Source organism: Nocardioides sp. NBC_00850, from assembly GCF_045207335.1.
Taxonomy (GTDB): Bacteria; Actinomycetota; Actinomycetes; order Propionibacteriales; family Nocardioidaceae; genus Nocardioides.
The window spans coordinates 1,998,250-2,018,704 of record NZ_CP108845.1; the positions used below are offsets into that span (position 1 = coordinate 1,998,250).

At 68.8% G+C, this 20,455-nt stretch carries 18 protein-coding genes and 1 pseudogene; 13 read left to right on the forward strand and 6 right to left on the reverse strand.

From position 1 onward, the window contains the following. The first annotated feature begins 27 nt into the window (after positions 1–27). On the forward strand, positions 28–816 hold the full coding sequence (locus tag OH802_RS09890; protein WP_406027418.1) for a 3'(2'),5'-bisphosphate nucleotidase CysQ: 789 nt from the start codon (positions 28–30) through the stop codon (positions 814–816). A gap of 479 nt (positions 817–1,295) precedes the next feature. Here the strand turns inward: OH802_RS09890 and OH802_RS09895 are convergent, their stop codons facing one another. Beyond that, complete coding sequence (locus OH802_RS09895; RefSeq protein ID WP_406027420.1) at positions 1,296–1,781, reverse strand: SRPBCC family protein; 486 nt, start codon at positions 1,779–1,781, stop codon at positions 1,296–1,298. Between the two features lie 43 nt (positions 1,782–1,824). On the opposite strand from OH802_RS09895, the gene OH802_RS09900 reads away from it, so the two are divergent. Continuing rightward, the gene (locus OH802_RS09900) at positions 1,825–2,565 is read left to right on the forward strand and encodes a dienelactone hydrolase family protein (protein WP_406027422.1); all 741 of its coding nucleotides are present in this window, start codon (positions 1,825–1,827) and stop codon (positions 2,563–2,565) included. Then, positions 2,565–3,062, forward strand: a complete 498-nt coding sequence (locus OH802_RS09905; protein ID WP_406027424.1) for a gluconokinase — start codon at positions 2,565–2,567, stop codon at positions 3,060–3,062. The genes OH802_RS09900 and OH802_RS09905 overlap by 1 nt, the downstream gene beginning before the upstream one ends. A gap of 156 nt (positions 3,063–3,218) precedes the next feature. On the opposite strand, the gene OH802_RS09910 is transcribed toward OH802_RS09905, so the two are convergent. After that, on the reverse strand, positions 3,219–4,118 hold the full coding sequence (locus tag OH802_RS09910) for a crotonase/enoyl-CoA hydratase family protein (RefSeq protein WP_406027426.1): 900 nt from the start codon (positions 4,116–4,118) through the stop codon (positions 3,219–3,221). Between the two features lie 137 nt (positions 4,119–4,255). Here OH802_RS09910 and OH802_RS09915 point away from each other — a divergent pair, with 137 nt between their 5' ends. Then, entirely contained in the window at positions 4,256–5,398 is a 1,143-nt protein-coding gene (locus OH802_RS09915) for a sensor histidine kinase (RefSeq protein WP_406027428.1), read from the forward strand. Beyond that, the gene (locus OH802_RS09920; RefSeq protein WP_406027430.1) at positions 5,395–6,063 is read left to right on the forward strand and encodes a response regulator; all 669 of its coding nucleotides are present in this window, start codon (positions 5,395–5,397) and stop codon (positions 6,061–6,063) included. The genes OH802_RS09915 and OH802_RS09920 overlap by 4 nt, the downstream gene beginning before the upstream one ends. 12 nt (positions 6,064–6,075) lie before the next feature. Here the strand turns inward: OH802_RS09920 and OH802_RS09925 are convergent, their stop codons facing one another. From OH802_RS09925 to OH802_RS09935, 3 genes and pseudogenes are all read right to left on the reverse strand, one after another. Next, the gene (locus OH802_RS09925) at positions 6,076–6,852 is read right to left on the reverse strand and encodes an ABC transporter permease subunit (RefSeq protein ID WP_406027432.1); all 777 of its coding nucleotides are present in this window, start codon (positions 6,850–6,852) and stop codon (positions 6,076–6,078) included. A 74-nt stretch (positions 6,853–6,926) separates the two neighbouring features. Further along, positions 6,927–7,577 (reverse strand): annotated as a pseudogene (locus OH802_RS09930) (ABC transporter ATP-binding protein); the annotation flags it as partial. Positions 7,578–7,675: 98 nt separating this feature from the next. Next, complete coding sequence (locus OH802_RS09935) at positions 7,676–9,019, reverse strand: LCP family protein (RefSeq protein WP_406027434.1); 1,344 nt, start codon at positions 9,017–9,019, stop codon at positions 7,676–7,678. 113 nt (positions 9,020–9,132) lie between these two features. Here OH802_RS09935 and OH802_RS09940 point away from each other — a divergent pair, with 113 nt between their 5' ends. The 8 genes from OH802_RS09940 to OH802_RS09975 all read left to right on the forward strand — a co-directional run bounded on the left by OH802_RS09940 (position 9,133) and on the right by OH802_RS09975 (position 19,744). Continuing rightward, positions 9,133–10,647 carry an LCP family protein gene (locus OH802_RS09940; protein ID WP_406027436.1) on the forward strand — a complete coding sequence of 505 codons (1,515 nt, stop codon included), beginning with the start codon at positions 9,133–9,135 and terminating at the stop codon, positions 10,645–10,647. Positions 10,648–10,721: 74 nt separating this feature from the next. Further along, positions 10,722–11,657 carry a glycosyltransferase family 2 protein gene (locus OH802_RS09945; protein ID WP_406027438.1) on the forward strand — a complete coding sequence of 312 codons (936 nt, stop codon included), beginning with the start codon at positions 10,722–10,724 and terminating at the stop codon, positions 11,655–11,657. After that, positions 11,654–12,553: a glycosyltransferase gene (locus tag OH802_RS09950; RefSeq protein WP_406027440.1), complete on the forward strand. Its 900-nt coding sequence runs from the start codon at positions 11,654–11,656 to the stop codon at positions 12,551–12,553. Before OH802_RS09945 ends, OH802_RS09950 begins: the two co-directional genes overlap by 4 nt. Positions 12,554–12,617: 64 nt before the next feature. After that, on the forward strand, positions 12,618–13,811 hold the full coding sequence (glf, locus tag OH802_RS09955) for a UDP-galactopyranose mutase (RefSeq protein WP_406027442.1): 1,194 nt from the start codon (positions 12,618–12,620) through the stop codon (positions 13,809–13,811). Next, entirely contained in the window at positions 13,808–15,823 is a 2,016-nt protein-coding gene (locus tag OH802_RS09960; protein ID WP_406027444.1) for a glycosyltransferase, read from the forward strand. The genes glf and OH802_RS09960 overlap by 4 nt, the downstream gene beginning before the upstream one ends. Beyond that, positions 15,807–16,706 (forward strand): ABC transporter permease, encoded by a 900-nt coding sequence (locus tag OH802_RS09965; RefSeq protein ID WP_355017873.1) that lies wholly within the window; start codon positions 15,807–15,809, stop codon positions 16,704–16,706. Before OH802_RS09960 ends, OH802_RS09965 begins: the two co-directional genes overlap by 17 nt. Continuing rightward, on the forward strand, positions 16,703–17,500 hold the full coding sequence (locus tag OH802_RS09970; protein WP_406027447.1) for an ABC transporter ATP-binding protein: 798 nt from the start codon (positions 16,703–16,705) through the stop codon (positions 17,498–17,500). The genes OH802_RS09965 and OH802_RS09970 overlap by 4 nt, the downstream gene beginning before the upstream one ends. A 123-nt stretch (positions 17,501–17,623) precedes the next feature. Then, entirely contained in the window at positions 17,624–19,744 is a 2,121-nt protein-coding gene (locus OH802_RS09975; RefSeq protein ID WP_406027449.1) for an N-acetylmuramoyl-L-alanine amidase, read from the forward strand. On the opposite strand, the gene OH802_RS09980 is transcribed toward OH802_RS09975, so the two are convergent. Further along, positions 19,726–20,442, reverse strand: coding sequence for a TIGR03089 family protein (locus OH802_RS09980; protein WP_406027451.1), 717 nt, complete (start codon positions 20,440–20,442; stop codon positions 19,726–19,728). The two genes, OH802_RS09975 and OH802_RS09980, sit on opposite strands and share 19 nt — an antisense overlap. Positions 20,443–20,455 lie beyond the last annotated feature (13 nt).

Sequence of the window (20,455 nt, forward strand, 5' to 3'; positions counted from 1 at the left end):
GAGAAGATTAAGCAGAGCGTGCCTGGTGTGCCTACGACCGAGATCCTCGCCTCCGACCACCTGCTGGCCGCCTGGCTGGCCGAGACCGCCGGCCGCCGGCTGCTCGAGGTGCGTGCCACCTCCGGCCTGGAGGGCAAGGAGCTCAAGGACGCCGGTGACCTGGCGGCCCACGAGCTGCTGATGGAGCTCGTCGCCGAGTACCGCCCGCAGGACGCCGTCCTCTCGGAGGAGGGCAAGGACTCCAAGGAGCGGCTCACCAAGGACCGGGTGTGGATCATCGATCCGCTCGACGGGACCCGCGAGTTCTCCGAGCCGCCGCGCGACGACTGGGCGGTGCACGTGGCGCTGTGGGCCTCGTCCAACGACGGCGAGCTGATCGCCGGTGCCGTCGCGCAGCCGGCGCTTGCCGACGCGTCCGTGCAGAGCACCTTCCACACCGGTGCCGCTCCGGTCGTGCCGCCCTCGACCTCGGCCCGTCCCCGGATCGCCGTCTCCCGCAGCCGCCCGCCGGCGTTCGTGGAGGCGCTGGCCGAGGAGCTCGGCGCCGAGCTGGTGCCGATGGGATCGGCCGGCGTGAAGATGATGTCGGTCGTGCGCGACATCTCAGACGCGTACGTCCACGCGGGCGGGCAGTACGAGTGGGACTCCGCCGCCCCCGTCGCGGTCGCCGCCGCTGCCGGGCTGTTCACCTCCCGCATCGACGGCTCGCCGCTGCGCTACAACCAGGACGACGTCTACCTGCCCGACGTGATCGTGTGCCGCCCCGAGCTCTCCGAGCAGATCCTCTCTTTCATCAAGCGTCACGGGGTGGAGTAGACCCTCTCGTTCGCGGCTGTCTTTTCGTGCGGCTGTGGGCCGCCGACCCTTTCTCTGAGGGTCTTCTCGACCTGCCCCGGAGTCAAGGACGGCCTGCGGCCGCCGGCTACGCCGGTCGCCTCCGGCGATCCTTGACACCGGACCATGTCGAGAAAAGATTTGGCTGGCTATCGGGGCGGCGGCCCGGGTGTGGCCACGGAACACTCACCCACGGTCGGTGACCGCTCCACACCTACATCAGCAATGGGGTCTCCGCGTGAAAGAAAAATTTCTTCCACCCCACCAACCCCCTCCCCAGCCGGGCCAGCATCTGGAGGCGAACGAAAATTCGTTCGCCTCCCACCCCTGCCCGGCTGACCGGGACGAAACCCCAACCAGAATCCCAAGCCCGTGCCCAACCCAAACCCCCGCGCCAAGCCCCTGCCGCCGACCCGATAGCCAGCCAAAAATTCTCGGCGGCCACCAGCCTTCAAGAAAGCTCAGCCGTCGACCAACAGCTCCTCGAGCGACTCCAGGCTCTGCCGGGCGTAGCCCTTCCACATCCAGCCGAAGACGGGCATCGCGAACGACGCCGCCCGGGACGTGGGTGTGACGTCCCAGGACCAGGTGACCCGGGTGCCGGTGCCGGCCGGGGCGAAGGACCAGCGTCCGGCCACGTGGCCGACCAGCAGCTTGAGCGGGCCGGAGAGCGGCGTGATCTCGTAGGAGAACGTCGAGGGGCTGTCGATGCCGGTCAGGGTCTCGCGCATCGTCGCACCGTCGGCGAGGACGATCGTGCGGGTCTCGCCGGCGGCATCCCAGCCGCCAGCTTGGTCACGGACCTCGGCGATCGGGCCGATCGCGGCGTACCGGCGACCGAAGATCTGCGGCAGCGGCGCCGGGAGGACGCGGGCGAGGGCGGTCTCATAAGCGACCGGGATCGCTCGGGAGGATTCGAGGTGCAGTGCCTCTGGGTGCTGGGTCATGGGGACGAGCATGGCACCAAGGTGCTGCCGGTAGCGTGAGGGCGTGGTCGAGCAGATCGAGATCGAGACACCTGACGGCACCGCCGAGGCCTATCTGGCCCGGCCCGAGAGCACGCCGAAGGGTGGTGTGCTCGTCTACATGGATGCCATCGGCCTCCGGCCGCGGCTGGCCGAGATGGTCGAGCGGGTCGCCTCCTGGGGCTACGTCGTGCTCGCACCCAACACGTTCTACCGCGACGGCAGCGTGGCTGAGCTGGCGCCGACCGGCGACCTCCGCGACCCCGCCGCCAGGGACGCATTCTTCGCCGGCGGCGCGATGAACCGGGTCCGTGGCCTCACCGTGGACCGGCTGGCGATCGACATCCCGGCGTACGTCGAAGCCCTCCAGACGTACGTCACCGGCCCGTTGGCCACCCACGGCTACTGCATGGGCGCGCGGCTGGCGGTGCGGACCGCGGGGCGGTTCCCCGACGAGTTCGTCGCGGTCGGCGGCTTCCACGGCGGCGGGCTGGTCACCGCGGACGCCGCCTCGCCGCACACCTGCATCGCCGGGACGAGGGCGGAGTACTACTTCGGGCATGCCGACCACGACCGCTCCATGACGCCGGAGAACGTCGACGACCTCGGCAGGGCGCTCGACGACGCCGGGGTGATCTACACCAACCTCATCTACCCCGACGCTCCGCACGGCTACACGATGGCGGACACCTCCTCCTACAAGGAGGCGGGGGCTCATCGGCACTTCACCGATCTCGAGGCGCTCTACGCCCGTACGATGGCGTGATGGCGAAACCGGTACTTGTCGTGATGGGAGTCTCGGGCTCGGGGAAGTCGACCATCGGGGCGGCGATCGCGGGGCGGCTGCGGGTGCCGTTCGAGGATGCCGACGACCTGCATCCGCAGGCGAACATCGAGAAGATGACCGCTGGGATCGCGCTCGACGACGATGACCGCTACCCCTGGCTCGAGGCGGTCGGGGAGTGGCTCGCCCGGCACGCCGAGCGCGGTGGCGTGATGGGCTGCTCGGCGCTGAAGCGGAAGTACCGAGACCAGCTCCGCCGGCACTGCCCGGAGGTGACCTTCGTCCATCTGGAGGGCACCCGCGAGGTGATCGCGAGGCGCCAGGCGAGCCGCCCCGGCCACTTCATGCCGGCCGCGCTCTTGGACAGCCAGTTCAAGACGCTCGAGCCGCTCGAGTCGGACGAGGCCGGAATGGCCATCGCCGTCGACCAGCCGGTCGACGCGATCGTCGAGGAGTACGCAGGCCTGATCGGCGCCTGATCGGCACCGAGATGCGGCCGACACGCGCCCATCTCGGGTTGGGCACTGCGTGCCGGCCGCGGCCACACCCGGGTGAGGGACCAGCGGGCGGGCCCACTTTCGACCGTAGCCCAGGATGCGGCCCCACAACAGGGGGTCAACGGCTATCGCTGCAGGTCAGCCCGTAAAAATCTGTCCGTGAAAGACGTCCGGGACCTCGGACGCCTTCGAAGTGAACTCGGGGGTCCGCTTCTCCAGGAACGCGGCGACTCCCTCCTTGCCGTCGCCGATCGAGGCGTAGAACATCGCCAGCGAGTCGGACAGGTGGGCCTCGAGCGGGTGGCGTGCGGAGGCGTTGCGGGTGATCAGCTGGCGGACGAGCGCGGTGCCGACCGGCGACCGGTTCTGGGTGAACCTCCGGGCCAGCTCGAAGGCTGCGGGCAGCAGCTCGTCGGGCAGGTGGATGCTGCGGACGAGACCGCCGTCGAGGGCCTGGTCGGGGTCGAGGATCTCGGCGGTGTAGAGCCACTCCAGGGCCCGGGGGACACCCACGACGCGCGGCAGGAAGTAGGACGAGCAGGCCTCGGGGACGATGCCGAGCTTGCCGAAGACGAAGCCGATCTTCGCCTTCGAGGAGGCAAGCCGCGCGTCCATCGCGCACAGCATCGTGGCGCCGATGCCGACCGCCGGGCCGTTGATCGCCGCGATCACCGGCTTGGGGAGTGCGTGGATCGCGAGGGTGACCTTGCCGCCCGTGTCGCGTACGCCCTCGGCGTACTCGGGGTGGTTGGCCGGGTCGGCGAGGTGCTCGGCGAGCCTCTCGGGCGTCGGGTGCAGGGACTCGTCGAGGCCGAACACGTTTCCGGAGGCGGAGAGGTCCATCCCGGCGCAGAACGCCCGTCCGGCGCCGGTCACGATGACCGCGCGCACCTCGTCGGCCATCGCGTCGGTGGTGAAGACCTCCTCCAGCTCGCGCGCCATCGTCACCGTGAACGAGTTGAGCGCGTCGGGGCGGTTGAGGGTCAGGAGCGCGATGCCATCGGCGTCCACGTCGAAGGTCAGGGTCTCGTAAGCCATGGGTCACAGTCTGCACCGGTGGTCGAGCTTGTCGAGACCCCTCTCGCGTAATGGGTCCGTTCAGTCGCGGATGGGCGGGTCCAAGTACTGTCGAAAGTCGGTACGTCCGGAGCGATGCCGCAACTACCGTGGTGGGCGTGAGTCTGCTGCGACGGCCCCGCCTGTCGGCTCGGTCATTTCCCGCCACGCCGATCCTGTCGGGCCTCCTGGTCGTGGCGGTCGCCGGCGAGCACCTCTACATGAGCGACGCCGGCCACCCGCAGTGGTCGGGCTGGTCGGCGCTGGTGGGAGTCCTCGGCGTCACGCTCGCGATGTGGGTCCGGCAGAGGCAGCCTGCCGTCGCGGTGGCGATCGTGTGCGCGCTGGTCGGCGGCACGGTGGTGGCCAACGACGGGTGGGTCCTGATCAGCTACATCGCCCTCGCGGCCCTGGTGAGCTTCCTCGTCGGCAGATGGGCCGACCAGGTGTGGCCGTCGGCGGTCGTGGCGGGCGTGGCCGTGGTGGCGCTGACCGTGCTGGACGCCGTCGTCAACGGTGGCGGAGTGCAGGTCGCGATGGCCGGCAACATGATCATCTTCATGGCGCTGCCGTGGCTCAGCGGCCGCTACCTGCGCCAGGTCGCCCGCAACCATTCGACCGAGATCGAGCAGGCCCAGCTCGCCGAACGCGCCCGGATCGCCCAGGAGATGCACGACTCGCTGGGCCACGAGCTCAGCCTGATCGCGCTGCGCGCCGGTGCGCTCGAGGTGGCACCGGGGCTCACGGACGCCCACCAGAAGGCGGCCGGCGCCATCCGCGCGGCCGCAGCCGGGGCCACCGAGCGGCTCGGCGAGATCGTCGGCGTGCTCCGCCCCGCCGCCGAGGAGGCGCCGCTGACCCCGGCCGCGACCGGGATCGACGGCCTGGTCGAGCGCGCGCGTGAGTCGGGGATGGACGTACGCCTGGCGGGCTCGCTCGACGACGGCGAAGGGGTGCGGGACGTCGCCGCCCATCGCATCGTGCAGGAGGCGCTGACCAACGCGGCCCGGCACGCTCCCGGGGCGTCGGTGACGGTCTCGGTCGAGACGGGAGCCGACGGCGTACGCCTCTCGGTGACGAACGGCCGCGCGACCCTCCCTCCGCGCGTCGGGCCCACCACCGGCCTCGGCCTGGCCGGGCTGGAGGAGGCGGCGCGCGCCGCCGGAGGCACGCTCCGCCACGGCCCCGCCGCCGGCGGCGGGTTCGAGGTGGTCGCCGATCTGCCGGCCCGCGAGGACCAGCGGCGCGGGGTGCGCCTGTGATCCGGGTGCTGCTGGCCGACGACGAGGCGATGGTGCGGGCCGGCGTACGCGCGATCCTGGAGACCGACGAGGCGATCGAGGTGGTGGCCGAGGCCGCCGACGGGCGCGAGGCGGTCGAGGCGGCACAGCGCCACCGGCCCGACGTCGCGCTGCTCGACGTCAGGATGCCGCGGATGGACGGCTTGGCGGCCGGGGCGGAGATCGCCCGGACCGCCCCGGAGACCGCGCGAGTCATGCTGACCACCTTCTCCGAGGACGCCTACATCGCCCGGGCCCTCGGCGACGGGGCGAGCGGGTTCCTGCTGAAGTCCGGCGATCCCCGCGAGCTGCTCGCGGGCGTGCACGCGGTCGCCGACGGCGCCGCCTTCCTCTCGCCACGGGTCGCCCAGCGCGTCATCGCCGAGCTCGGCGCCGGGGCCGGTGACCGGATGTCGCGGGCCGCCGACGCGCGGGCCAAGGTCGCCGCACTCACCGACCGCGAGCGCGACGTGATGGCGCTGGTCGGTGCCGGGCTCTCCAACGCCGAGATCGGTCGCCGTCTCCACCTCGTGGAGGGGACCGTGAAGGCCTATCTGAGCAGCGCGTTCGGTCGTCTCGGCGTACGCAACCGGGTGCAGGCAGCGGTCCTCGCCCACGAGGCAGGGCTCGTGAGCGAGGACCGCTAGCAGGCGGAAGCCTCAGGCGTCGCGCCGGCGGAACACCAGGTAGCCGGCCAGCAGGGTGGCCACGGACCAGGCGGCGAAGAGCCCGAGCCCGCCGTTGCGGCCGTAGGGGAGCCCGTCGGAGAGCCCGAAGAGGGTCGCGATCCCGATGCCGAGGTATTCCGTGCCCGCCGTCCCCGGCAGGTAGTAGGACACATCGGTCATCAGGTCCATCCCGCTCATCATCAGCACCATCGGCAGCAGGAAGAGCACCAGGAACGCCACGACCAGCGCCCCGGCGGTGCTGCGCAGACCGACGGCGAGCCCGATGGCCAGCGCGACGACAACGCCCATGTAGACGCTGATCTTCCCGGCCACCGTGGCCACCGAGGAGACGTCGAAGACCCCGTAGTCGCCCGCCGTCAGGTAGCCGAGGCCGGCACCCAGGACGGCGAGGAGCGCTCCGGCGACCAGCGCGACGGCCTCCACGACGACCAGCTTCGCGACCAGTACCCGGCCGCGCCGGGGCTCGCACTGCAGGGTCGTACGCATGCTGCCGGAGGCGTACTCCGAGGTCACCGTCAGCAGAGCCAGCGCGATCAGCGCGAACTGGGTGAACAGCAGCCCCGCGGTGGCGACCTCCTCGACATGCAGCAACTGGTCGGCGTGGGACAGGTCCGGGTTCGGCTCGGCGGCGTCGAAGCCCAGCGGGACCGAGTAGAGCGCCATCAGCGCGGCCGCGCCGATCAGGCACCACCAGGTCGAGCGGACCGACCAGAGCTTGGTCCATTCGGACGAGATCGCAGCAAGCATCAGGCCACCTCCGTCCCGGTGTACTCGACGCTCCCGCCGGTGAGCCGGAAGTAGGCTTCCTCCAAGGACCCGTACCCGGCGACGAAAGACTCCAGCGAGGAGTCCGCGAGCAGCCGCCCGCGGCCCAGCACGACCAGATGATCGGCGGTCTGCTGCATCTCGCTCATCAGATGGCTGGAGACGAGGACCGTACGCCCCTCCGCCGCGAGCGACCTCAGCAGCTTCCGGATCCACATCACCCCGTCGGGATCGAGCCCGTTGACCGGCTCGTCGAAGAGCATCACCCGCGGATCGCCGAGCAGCACCCCCGCGATCCCGAGCCGCTGGCTCATCCCGAGCGACAGGCTCCCGGCCCGCCGCCGGGCGACCCCGGCGAGACCGACGCGCTCGAGCACGTCATCGACCCGGGCCACCGGGATCGAGTTGCTCCGTGCCATCGCCACCAGATGCGTACGCACCCGGCGACCGGGATGCACCGCCTTGGCGTCCAGCAGCGCACCGACCTCGCGCAGCGGGCGCCGCAGCGAGGCGTACGGACGGCCGTCGATCGTCGCCGTCCCCGACGTCGGCCGGTCCAGGCCGAGGATCATCCGCATGGTCGTGGACTTCCCGGCGCCGTTGGGGCCGAGGAAGCCGGTGACCCGGCCGGGCTCTATCTGCAGGGTGAGATCGTCGACCGCGGTGGTCGCGCCGTATCTCTTGGTCAGGTGGTCCAGAGTGATCATGCCTCGAACCTAGGGACGTACGCGGCCGGGCACAGTGGACGAAAAGCAGCCGTCCCTACCGACGAAAGTCAGTAGGGACGGCTGTGATGAGGCGGGAGTTATCCGGTCACGCTCTTCGGCAGGCCGGTCGGCGTGCAGAGGTCGGCGGGGATGTCGTCGACCGTGTCCTCCTTGATGTGACCGAACATCGTCAGCGCACGTTCCCGATCCCACTGGGTGCTCATGCCCACGATCGGGACACCGCAGGTCATCGCGGAGCCGCCGGCGAGAGCCTTGAAGGCCCAGGCGAACTTCGCGCCGCCGATGACGCTCATACCCTTGCCGACCTTGAGGCCCTCGGCGCCCTTGCCCATCTCGGCGAGCTTGAACGGGTTGAGCACGGTGGCCGGGTTGGTCATCTTCTTCCCGATGCCGGAGATGACCTCGGTCTGGTTGACGCCTCGCGCCAGGTCTCCGGTGCTCTCCACGTGACGTGAACGCGCGTAGGCCAGTGCGGTCGCGCCGTCGGCCTCCTGGCAGCCCTTCTCGATGTCCAACCCGGCAAGCGGGTCCTTCATGTCCTGCTTCGGGCAGATCTCGACGCCGCCGACACCGTCGACCAGCCGGGCGAGGCCGCCCATGCCGATCTCGACGTAGCCGTCGATGCGTACGCCGGTGTTCTGCTCGATCGTCTGGGTCAGCAGCTCGGGACCGCCGTAGGCGAAGGCCGCGTTGATCTTGGTCGTGCCGTGACCGGGGACGTCCACCGGCGAGTCCCGCGGGATGGTGACCACGATCGTCTTGCCGGCACCGGTGTGCAGCAGCTTGATGGTGTCCGTGCGGCTGCCGGCCGCATCGCCGGTGTGCAGCTTCTTCTTCTCCTCGGCGGTCAGGCCCTCGCGCGAGTCGCTGGCGACGATGAGGTACGTCGTGCCGGGCTGGTCCGCGGGCCGCTCGCCCGCGGTCGGCTCATAGGGGACCTTGTCGACCTTGTTCCAGGCGCTGATGCCGATCCAGGCGACCGCGCCGACCAGGATCAGTACCGGGATCATCACGATGGCGACGAACCGGCGGAACGGGTGGCGCTTCTTGGGCTTGGGCTGGCGGCCCCCGCGACCACCGTAGCCATCGCCCGGACCCCCATAGCCACCGTTGCCACCGTTGCCGCCGTACTCGCTCGGCTGGCTCCAGTCCTGGTTGTAGCCCTGGTTGTAGCCCTGGTTGCCATACCCGCCCTGTTGCCCAGGGGTCGGCGCGATCTGCCCCGGCTGGGGCAGCGGCCGGTCATAGCCGCCACGCGGCGGCGCCGGAGGCGGCGCGCCGCCGGACGGGCGCCGGACGGTGGGCATGACGTTGGTGGGCTCGGGCCCCGAAGGCTGAGCATGCTGGCCATTGCCGTACGCCCAGCCGTACTGCTGCGACCGGGGATCGTTGGGGCTGCCAGGGTTGCGGGGGTTTGGCATGCGCTCAAACGTACCGTGCCAGGCCGCTAAAGTTAGTCGGCGCGTCGCACCACCGTGTTACTCGTGTGACTGGTGATACTGGCGGTGCAAACTCATCACTCGAGGGACCCCAGATGGCTGAGCAGAACTACCGGCCCCAGCGTACGGCCGCCGAGCGCGCCTCCCGCGTGCGGTTCCGTCGCGCCATGGCGCTGCTGCTGATCACGCTGCTGCTGCCGGGGTCCGCCCAGCTCGTCGCCGGCAACCGCCGCGTCGGCCGGATCGCGATCTGGACCGTCATCGGTCTCGCGGTCACCACCGGGCTCGTCTTCGCGATCTCCCTGCTGTGGCACGGCCTGATCTTCCGGCTCGGCACGACGCCGTGGCTGCTGGGCCTGTTCCGCCTCGCGCTCATCGCCGGCGCCATCGCCTGGGCAGCGCTCTTCATCGACGCCTGGCGCCTGGGCCGCCCGCTCGAGCTCGACCTCAAACAGCGCCGCATCGTGGTCGCGATCAACGGCGCACTGGCCTTCTCCGTGGCCGCGACACTGATCTTCGGCGCCCACCTGGTCGGCGTCCACAAGGGCATGGTCGAGGCGATCTTCGCCGGCGCCGAGGCTGCGGAGGCCCACAACGGCCGCTTCAACGTGCTGCTCGCCGGCGCCGACTCCGACGGTGGGAAGACCCGCTGGGGCCTGCGTCCCGACTCGCTCACGGTCGCCTCCATCGACGCCGTGACCGGACGTACGGTGCTCATCGGCCTGCCCCGCAACATGCAGAACTTCACCTTCGACGACGGTTCGCCGATGGACGAGGAGTTCCCGCGCGGCTTCGACTGCGACGGCTGCTACCTCAACGGCGTGAGCACCTGGGCCGGTGAGCACAAGGAGCTCTACAAGGGCGAGAAGGATCCCGGGATGGCCGCCACCGTGGACGCCGTCGAGGGCATCACCGACCTGCAGATCAGCTACTACGCGATCGTCGACCTCAACGGCTTCGAGGAGATCGTGGACGCCATCGGGGGAGTCACCCTGAAGGTTCGCCAGCCGATCCCGGTCGGCCTCCCCTCCGACAGCTTCTACACCCACATCCAGCCCGGCACGAAGAAGCTCGACGGCTGGGAGACCCTCTGGTACGCACGGGCCCGCCACGACTCCGACGACTACTCCCGGATGGCTCGCCAGAAGTGCGTCCTGAACGCGATCCTGCAGCAGACCAGCCCCGCCGACGTCGTACGCCACTACCAGGACGTCGCGAAGGCGACCGGCTCCACCATCACCACCTCGGTCCCGCCGAGCGAGATCGAGCGGTTCTCGGCGCTGGCGCTGAAGGCGAAGTCGCAGAAGATCTCGACGCTGTCGCTGGTGCCTCCGCTGGTCAACACCGCCGACCCGGACATGTCCGACATCCACGCCGAGGTGCGCAAGGCGGTGAAGAAGGCCACCCCGAAGAAGGAGGAGGTCTTCGAGTCGCCCGGCACCGGCGACGACGGGGAGACCAAGGCGCCCACGCAGAAGGCCGAGGGCAAGCCCAAGGCCGGCGCCTCCGAGGCCGACGACAAGGGCGGTCCCGTCACCGGCGGTTCCCTGGGCTCGCGCAACAAGGGTTACCAGGCCAACGAGACCGACGACCTCGCCTCAGCCTGTTGAACAACGGGTTAAGCGCAGGTCACAGCGACTCGCTGATTCCCGGGATACCCCGCGGTCGCGGCTAGTCTGGATCCGTGCCAGGGAGCAATCGTGTCGCCGCGGTCGTGGTGACCTTCAACCGTCTCGAGCTGCTGCAGCGACTGCTGGAGCGGCTCGACGTGGTCGACGGCCTCGACGAGGTGATCGTCATCGACAACGCTTCCACCGACGGTACGTCGCAGTGGCTCGCTGAGCTCAACGGTGCCGAGGAGCCGGGTCAGCGCCAGGTGCCGGTGATCGCCCGCACCCTTCAGCGCAACAGCGGCGGCGCCGGCGGTTTCCACGACGGCCTCGAGATGGCGATCGAACGTGGCGCCGACCTGGTCTGGCTGATGGACGACGACGGCCTGCCCGACGCCGACTGCCTGGCGCTGCTGCTCAAGCAGACCGACCTCGACTTCTGGGGGCCGCTCGTCGTCGACGAGGGCGACCCCGGCCGCCTGGTGTTCCCGATCCGGCTCCCGGGCCGCTCCAAGGTCGTGCACCAGCTCGCCGACGTCGAGGCAGCCGCCACCGACGGTCTGATCAAGGACATCGTGATCCCGTTCAACGGGGTCCTGGTCACCCGCGACCTGGTGGAGCGGATCGGTTACCCCCGAGCGGAGTACTTCATCTGGGGCGACGACCACGAATACCGTCTCCGGGCCGAGAAGGCCGGGGCGCGGATCGCGACCGTCGTCGGCGCTCAGGTGCGCCACCCCTCCGTCGGCGATCTCGGCACCCCGATGGCGTGGGGGAGGGCGACGTACAACCACACGCCGAGCGACCTGAAGCATTACTGCATGGCGCGCAACAACCTGCTCAACCTGCGCGACTACCGAGGATGGCCCTTCGCTTTGGCTTTCGTGGCGAAGACTCTATGGTTCTACCTGCTCACCAAGCCGCAGCCGAAGCGGATCCGGCTCTCTGCGCAGGCGTGGTGGGCTGCCATCCGGGGGGACTTCAGTGGACACGAGAGGTTCCTTCGTTGAGCACCACCCGTGAGACGGTCGCGATCGTCGTCGTCACCTACAACCGCGCCGACATGCTGCGCGGGCTGCTCGACGGGCTCACCAAGCTCGACCAGCCCGCCGACGCGGTGATCGTCGTCAACAACGCCTCCACCGACCACACCGCGCAGGTCCTCGCCGAGGCGATCACCCCCAACCTGCAGGTGATCGACAGCCCGGAGAACCTCGGCGGCGCCGGTGGCTTCCACCTCGGCACCAAGGCCGCGGTCGAGCAGGGGTGGGACCGTCTCTACCTGATCGACGACGACGTCGTCCCGGCCCACGACTGCCTCGAGGTTCTGCTCGCCCAGGACGAGGACTGCCTCTTCTCCGTGCGTGAGGACAAGAACGGCAACCTGATCGAGCTCGCTGCGCTGAAGTTCGACCTGCGCAACCCGCTCGCGATCAAGCCCAAGACCTCCTCGGTCATGGACACCTACCCGACCCGCGACGCGCTTCCGGAGCGGGTCGCCGTGGAGAACGTCGCCTTCGAGGGCTTCATGATCCGCCGCACCGTCCTGGAGGAGATCGGGCTTCCCGATCCCACCTACTTCATCTTCTACGACGACGTGGATCTCGCGATCCGCGCCCGCCGCGCCGGCCGCACGATCTGGGCCGTACGCGACGCGGTGCTCGTGCGACAGCTCGACTTCAGCCAGCAGCACGACCTGGCCGGCTGGAAGGGCTTCTACATGTACCGCAACCTCTTCGTCGTCCACTTCCGCTACGGCGAGAACGTCCTCGTACGTCTCAAGCCCTGGCTCATCACCGCGGCTGTGGTTCTCCTCAGCCCGCTGCGAGGCGGCAAGCACGAGGCCGTCAACGTGATCAAGGCCCTGCGCGCCGCGCGAGGCATGCGAACCCTGCCCACTTCTTGAACCGTCCCATCCGCCTGACCTCCCTGACCGACCCCTTACCCACAGAGACCTAGACTGAGCGATCGTGTCCTCCCCTGAAACCACTCCTGACCTCGTCGTCGTCGGCTCCGGCCTCTTCGGCCTCACCATCGCCGAGCGCGCCGCCACCGAGCTGGACAAGAAGGTGCTCATCATCGAGCGCCGTCCGCACATCGGTGGAAACGCCTACTCCGAGTTCGACGAGGAGACCGGCATCGAGGTGCACAAGTACGGCACCCACCTCTTCCACACCTCCAACGAGAAGGTGTGGGACTACGTGCGGAAGTTCACCGAGTTCACCGACTACAAGCACAAGGTGTTCGGGAAGTACAAGGGGCAGGTCTACTCCCTGCCGATGAACCTCGCGCTGATCAACTCCTTCTTCGGGAAGTCGCACACCCCCGACGAGGCGCGCGCGCTGATCGCGGAGCAGGCCTCCGAGTTCAACACCGAGGACGCCAAGAACCTCGAGGAGAAGGCGATCTCGCTGATCGGCCGCCCGCTCTACGAGGCCTTCATCAAGGGCTACACCGCCAAGCAGTGGGAGAAGGACCCGACGGAGCTGTCGCCCGACATCATCACGCGCCTCCCGGTCCGCTACACCTTCGACAACCGTTACTTCAACGACAAGTACGAGGGCCTCCCGGTCGACGGCTACACCGCGTGGCTGGAGCGGATGGCCGACCACCCGAACATCACGGTCATGCTCGACACCGACTTCTTCACCGTGGTCGACGACTTCAAGGGCAAGGTCCCGATCGTCTACACCGGTCCGGTCGACGAGTACTTCGACTTCTCCGCGGGCAAGCTCTCCTGGCGCACCGTGGACCTCGAGTCCGAGACCCTCGACGTGGACGACTACCAGGGCACCGGCGTGGTGAACGCCAACGACCCCGAGGTCCCGTTCACCCGTGAGCTGGAGTTCAAGCACCTCCACCCCGAGCGCGCCGACCGCTACAAGCCCGGCAAGACGATCGTGGTGAAGGAGTACAGCCGCTTCGCCCAGGAGGGCGACGAGCCGTACTACCCGATCAACACCGCCGACAACCGCGAGAAGATCCTGGTCTACCGCGACCTGGCCAAGAAGGAGCCGATGGTGCTCTTCGGTGGCCGCCTCGGCACCTACAAGTACCTCGACATGCACATGGCGATCGCGTCCGCGCTCACCATGTTCGAGAACAAGCTCCGTCCCCACTTCGAGGACGGCACCCCGCTCACCTCCGGAGGCGTTGACGAATGAGCGTGACCCGACTGCTCCAGCGGCAGATCCTGCCCCTGGACCGTGACTCCGACGTACTACCGCTCTACGTCGACAACCAGGCTGCCATCCTCGACGCCGACAAGTACGAGGTCGGCTCCGACAAGACGGCCCAGGCGCTGAACAACGCCCAGATCCGCCAGTCGATCAACGACGGGACCCAGATCCACCCCGACCAGATCGAGTCGCGTACGGCGCTGCGGATCCTGAAGAGTGAGCGGCTCTCGCTCGGCACCTACTTCAACGCGTTCCCGGCCAGCTACTGGCGCCGGCACACCGTGGTCGAGAGCGTGAAGCTGACCGTCGCGCTCCAGGGTCGCGGCGCGAGCGTCATCGTCTACAAGTCGATGGCCAACGGCCGCTCCCAGCGCGTCGACGCCGCCGACACCGGCACCAACCCCGAGGGCACCTTCACCTTCGACCTGCCGCTGAAGCCGTTCGTCGACGGTGGCTGGTACTGGTACGACGTTGTCGCCTCCGACGAGGACGCCGTCATCACCTCGGCCGAGTGGACCGCGGAGGTCCCCGACGACCGTGCCGAGCACGGCACCGTCGACATCTGTGTCACCACCATGAACAAGCCCGACTTCTGCGCCAAGCTGCTCGCGCAGATGGGCGAGGACGAAGCGCTGCGCCCCTACCTCGACACCGTCTTCGTGATGGAGCAGGGCACCAAGAAGGTCGCCGACGACGTCGAGTTCCCCGCGGCCGAGAAGGCCCTGGGCGACCTGCTGCACATCATCGAGCAGGGCAACCTGGGTGGCTCCGGCGGCTACGCGCGTGGTCAGCTCGAGTCGCTGCGCAAGGGCACCGCGACGTACGCCCTGATGATGGACGACGACGTCGTCTGCGAGCCCGAGGGCATCATCCGCGCGATCACCTTCGGTGACCTCGCCAAGCGGCCGACCATCGTCGGTGGCCACATGTTCTCGCTCTACGCCAAGTCCCGCCTGCACTCCTACGGCGAGATCGTCCAGCCGTGGCGCTTCTGGTGGCAGTCGGCTCCCGGCGTCTACGGCGACTGGGACTTCGGCGCCCGCAACCTGCGCTCGACGCGCTGGCTGCACAAGCGCGTCGACGTGGACTTCAACGGCTGGTTCATGTGCCTGATCCCGCGCAAGGTGATCGAGGAGATCGGGCTCTCGCTGCCGGTCTTCATCAAGTGGGACGACTCCGAGTACGGCCTGCGCGCCAAGGCGGCCGGCTTCCCGACCGTGTCGTTCCCGGGTGCGGCCGTGTGGCACGTCCCGTGGACCGACAAGAACGACGCCCTCGACTGGCAGTCCTACTTCCACCAGCGCAACCGCTTCGTGGCCGCGCTGCTGCACTCGATCTACGACGACGGCGGCCGCATGGTCACCGAGTCGTTCTCTCACCAGATCAAGCACCTGGTCTCGATGCAGTATTCGACGGTCATGCTGCGCCACCAGGCGCTGCTCGACGTGCTCGCCGGCCCTGAGAAGCTGCACGAGACCCTCGCGACCCAGCTTCCCGCCGTACGCGAGATGGTCAAGGACTACCCGGACGCGCAGCTCAAGGCCGACCGTGACGAGTTCCCGCCCGTGCGCCGCCACAAGCCGCCGCGCAAGGGCAAGGAGGACACCGAGGTCCCGACCAGCCGCGAGGTCAAGCTGGCCGCGCTCAAGGCGCCGATCCGGCAGATCATGAAGCCGCGCAAGCTCTCCACGGAGTTCCCCGAGGCCGAGCTCGCCGCGATGGACAACCAGTGGTACCGGATCACCAAGTACGACAGCGCCATCGTGTCGATGAACGACCAGCAGGGCGCTGCCTTCTACCGCCGCGACAAGAAGCGCTTCAACCAGATGCTGAAGGACACCATCAAGGTGCACCGCCGGCTCAAGCGCCAGTGGCCGAAGCTGGCCGAGGAGTACCGCTCCAAGCTGAGCGAGTTCACCTCGCCGGAGGCCTGGGAGAAGACGTTCGAGCCGTGGAAGGTCGCTGAGGAGAAGGGGTCCGATGGCAACCGGAGTTGATGAACGCCCCGTACGGATCGTCGACGCGCCGCTGGCACCCCCGGCGGAGAACCTCGGTCTGCTCTCCGTCTTCAAGAGCCGCTACCTCCTCAAGCTGCTTGTGCAGCGGGAGATCAGCGGTCGCTACTCCAACTCGATCCTCGGCGTCTTCTGGTCCTACATCAACCCGTTGACGCAGTTCCTCGTCTACTGGATCTTCATGGGCAAGATCATGGGCGCGGACAAGGGGATGGACAACTACCCGGTCCACCTGTTCGCCGGGCTGGTCATCGTCCACTTCTTCACCGAGACCTTCGGGGCAGGGACGCGGTCCCTGCTCGGCAACAAGGGGCTGCTGAAGAAGATGGCGATGCCGAAGGAGATGTTCCCGGTCGCCTCGATGCTGGTCTCGCTCTACCACCTCGTGCCGGCGACTCTGATCCTCATCGTCGTCTGTCTGTTCAGCGGATGGACGCCGACCTGGGAGACGGTTCCCTCCTTCCTGCTCGCGCTCGGCATCGTGATGGCGCTGGGCACCGCTCTGGCCCTGGTCTTCAGCTTGGCCAACGTCTTCTTCCGGGACTTCGGCAGCGCGGTCAACATCCTGACCAACTACATCCGTTTCGGCGTCCCGATGATGTACCCGTTCTCGATGATCGAGAGCGCCCTCGGGGACAAGGCCTGGATCTACCTGCTCAACCCGATCGCGGACGCCGTGCTGCTCTTCCAGCAGGCTTTCTGGGTCGGGGTGACCCCGAATCCCGAGGAGACCGCCGCCAAGCACCTGCCCGAGAATCTGTGGATGTGGGGTCTGGGTGCGTTCGGTGTCTCGCTGGTCCTGCTGGTGATCGCCCAGGTGGTCTTCAGCAAGTACGAGAACAAGATTCCGGAGCGTCTGACATGACCGCCGACTCGATCGTGGTGGACGGAGTCACCAAGAACTTCACGCTCCGCTACCACCGCAGCATCAAGGACATCACCGTCGCCAAGATGAAGGGACGGGCCGTCTCCAACACCTTCAAGGCGCTGGACGACGTCACCTTCACGATCAAGCAGGGCGAGTCGGTCGGCCTGATGGGCCTGAACGGCTCGGGCAAGTCGACCCTGCTGAAGCTGATCAGCGGAGTGATGCGCCCCGACCAGGGTGTCGTGAAGACGCGTGGCCAGATCGCGGGCCTGATCGCGACGGGTGCGGGCTTCCACCCGCAGCTGTCCGGCCGGGAGAACATCTTCCTCAACGCCGCGATCTACGGGCTCTCCGCCGAGGAGACCGCCGAGATCTACGACGACGTGGTGAACTTCGCCGAGCTCGGCGACCACCTCAACTCGCCGGTCGGCAACTACTCCTCGGGACAGTACTCACGCCTGGGGTTCTCGGTCGCCGTCCACATCGACTCCGACATCTTCCTCGCCGACGAGGTCCTCGCCGTCGGTGACAAGCCCTTCAAGAAGAAGTGCATGGAGAAGATGGAGGAGATCCGCGACAGCGGCCGCACCGTGGTCTACGTCAGCCACGCCGCCGGCTCGGTCAAGCGGATGTGCGACCGTGTCATCTGCCTGGAGAAGGGCCGTCTGGTCTTCGACGGCGACGTCGACGAGGGCATCGAGTACCTCCACTACGGTGAGGACGACGCCAAGGGCTCGGTGGCGCAGAAGAGGCTCGACGCTGCCGACAGCGCGCTCGGAGCGGAAGTCTGAGCTGAGCTCAGGGGCGAGAGCCTGCGGGGAATTACAGATCTGTAGTTCCCCGCAGGCTCTTCCCACGTCTGTGGCTGATGTGAAAGATGTTCCCTGGTGTTACGGAACCAGGGGGATCCATACGTGCATTCGCAGGCCGGAGAAGAGCAGTCGAGCGACGTCGAGCGCGCCCGGTCGCGCTATGTCGCCTCGACCCAGCAGCTGCTCGTGCTCGGGTTCGTCCTGGCCGCGCTGGTCCCGGCGAGCACCGTCGTCGACCTGAAGGTGGTCCGACCCGGCGAGGTTCCCGTCTCCGGGAACCAGGTGGCGGTGCCGTCAGCGGCACAGGTGCCCTCCGACCCGGTCGACGCCCACCTCGAGGAGATCTCGCTGACCGCCCCGTCCGGGCACGGCGTGGCCGGACGGATCACCGCTGAGGCCAAGAAGGCCACTTCTGAGGGCGACGCGGCGACCGTCATCAGCCTGCCGCAGCCGGTGGACGGCTTCGGGACCGTCGGGCTCACCTGGGCGCCCGGCGCGGTCGTCCCGGAGGAGGCGGTTGGGGCCGACGTACGCACGCTGGAGGACGGGACGTGGAGCGCCTGGCAGGCGTTGGACGTCCACGTCGACGACCATGCTCCTGACCCGGACTCCGCTGAGGCGGACGGGTCGAGGCCGGGCACCATGGAGGCGGTCGTCGGCGAGGTCGACCAGGTCCAGACCCGGCTGCGGCTGACCGGTGCCGAGGTGCCGGCCGACCTCAGACTGGCGGTGATCACGCCCGGCGAGGCGGCCGCGAGCCGCAGCGAGTCGCCCGAGATCGAGACCGGGGCCGATGATGCCCCGGAGCCGGCCGAGGCGACCGAGGGCACCCAGAGCGCCGAGGAGGGGGAGGCGGCGACGCTGTCGGCGGCCGCGTACACCTCCAAGCCCAGCATCTACAGCCGTCGCCAGTGGGGTGCCGACGAGAGCGTGCGCGAGGCCGGCCCGCCCGACTACCACGAGGTCCGCGGTGGGTTCGTGCACCACACCGTCAACACCAACTCCTACACCAGGGACCAGGTGCCGGGGATCATCCGGAGCATCTACGCCTACCACGTGCAGAGCCGGGGCTGGCGCGACATCGGCTACAACTTCCTGGTCGACAAGTTCGGCCGGATCTGGGAGGGCCGCTACGGCGGCGTCGACCGTCCCGTCGTGGGTGCTCACACCTCGGGTCACAACAGCTACGGCTTCGGCGCCTCCGCGATCGGCAACTTCGACAACGTCGCACCTCCGACCGCGCTGGTGAACGCCTTCGGGACGCTGTTCGCGTGGAAGCTGTCGCTGCACGGTGTCCGCGGCAACAAGGGCTCCACCCGGATGGGCGACCGCACCTTCTCGCACGCGATCATGGGCCATCGCGACGCTGGCTCCACCGCATGCCCGGGCCGCTACCTCTACGCCAAGCTGAGCACGATCCGCTCGCAGGCGGGCTCGAAGCAGGCGAGCTGGGCGGCGCGCGAGCTGCAGTCACAGATCAGCGGCCGTGGCTACCCGGACCTGGTCGCCCGGCGGTCCAGCGACCGGCGGATCGTCGTGATCCGCACCGACGGCAACGCCCGCCTCGGTACGCCCCGGGCAACCAACCTCGTTGGCGGCACCTCGGCCACCTTGATGAACGCCGGTGACTGGGACCGCGATGGCGACGGCGACATCCTGATCCGCCACACCGACGGCACGATCCGGGTCAACCGCGGCAACGGCACCGAGACGTTCGCCACCGGCGTCATCATCGGGCGCGGCTTCGGGTCCGTCTCGGTCATCGACGTGGTCAGCGACATCACCGGCGACGGCTGGCCCGACCTCGTGGGCAAGCACTCCTCCGGCGAGATCCGGGTCTGGCCCGGGCGCGGCACCAGCGCGCTGGGCGCCCCTTACAGGATGCGCAGCGCGGTCAGCGGCTCGACCCAGGTCATCGGGGCCGGCCGCTTCTACGCCGACGACGGCTCTCCCGAGGTGGTCGTCAGGGTCTCGAGCAAGCTGCTGATCTTCCGCACCAACGGCCCCGGTGGCCTGACCACCTACTCCGACCCCGGGATCGACACCAGCGTCTTCGACTTCATCCTCGCGACCAAGGACCTGCGCGGCGCCTCCACCGGCGGCGACCTGCTGCTGCGTCGCAAGTCCGACGGCATGTGGTTCGCCTACGAGCACAACCAGAGCGGCGGCTGGGACCGGAAGTCCCAGATGGGCGCCCTACGGGGTTACGACCAGTTCGGCTGAGCGCGTTCGGACTCGGCGAGAGCTGCCAGTCGATCCTCGGTCGCGTTGGTGACCAGCACCAGCGAGCCGCCGCCGGCGAGCAGCGAGGCCAGGAGCTCGGCACCGGCCGGCGAGGCCGAGGGGACGGTCGAGAGCAGCCGTACGGCCTTCCCGTCGCCTCCGAACAGGTCAGCGTGGCTGGTCTCGACGCCGGCCCACGAGGTGGCTGCGTCGTCCGCGGCGGGCGGGTCCCAGGGGGTGAAGGCGTCCGGCTGTCCCCAGACCTCGATGCCGACGTCGTGCACGCCCTGGGGGAGCGGATCGGCGAAACGTACGCCGAACGGAAGCAGCGAGCACGCCAGCGTCGGCCGCTTCCCGGCCTCATCCGCCCAGGCGGGCAGCGTCTCGGGGCCGCAGACGACGGCATCAGGGCCAGAGGAATCGGAACCGTCGGAGTCGGTCACGACGAGCCCGGTGTTCCAGGCGGCGCCGAGGAAGACGGTGGCCAGCCAGTGGGTGGGCAGGTCGATCCGGATGCTGTCCCCGCGCTCGAGGCCGTGCTCGTCGAGGAGGAGGCCGGAGGCCTTGGCCACCCAGTTGGCGTACGTCGTGGTCGACAGCTCCTGGCGCTCGCCGCTCGCTTCGTCGTAGAAGGTCACGAACGGACCGCCCGGGTCTGTCCGCAGTGCTTGGGCGAGGGTCTCGGGATAGGTCTGCACATCGAAACCCTAA

Excerpts from the sequence above, each read along its gene's own strand:
- OH802_RS09960 (WP_406027444.1), top strand. The coding sequence starts at position 13,808 with ATGAGCGTGACCCGACTGCTCCAGCGGCAGATCCTGCCCCTGGACCGT.
- OH802_RS09895 (WP_406027420.1), bottom strand. The coding sequence starts at position 1,781 with ATGACCCAGCACCCAGAGGCACTGCACCTCGAATCCTCCCGAGCGATC.
- OH802_RS09935 (WP_406027434.1), bottom strand. The coding sequence starts at position 9,019 with ATGCCAAACCCCCGCAACCCTGGCAGCCCCAACGATCCCCGGTCGCAG.
- OH802_RS09910 (WP_406027426.1), bottom strand. The coding sequence starts at position 4,118 with ATGGCTTACGAGACCCTGACCTTCGACGTGGACGCCGATGGCATCGCG.
- OH802_RS09965 (WP_355017873.1), top strand. The coding sequence starts at position 15,807 with ATGGCAACCGGAGTTGATGAACGCCCCGTACGGATCGTCGACGCGCCG.
- OH802_RS09905 (WP_406027424.1), top strand. The coding sequence starts at position 2,565 with ATGGCGAAACCGGTACTTGTCGTGATGGGAGTCTCGGGCTCGGGGAAG.
- OH802_RS09925 (WP_406027432.1), bottom strand. The coding sequence starts at position 6,852 with ATGCTTGCTGCGATCTCGTCCGAATGGACCAAGCTCTGGTCGGTCCGC.
- OH802_RS09940 (WP_406027436.1), top strand. The coding sequence starts at position 9,133 with ATGGCTGAGCAGAACTACCGGCCCCAGCGTACGGCCGCCGAGCGCGCC.
- OH802_RS09970 (WP_406027447.1), top strand. The coding sequence starts at position 16,703 with ATGACCGCCGACTCGATCGTGGTGGACGGAGTCACCAAGAACTTCACG.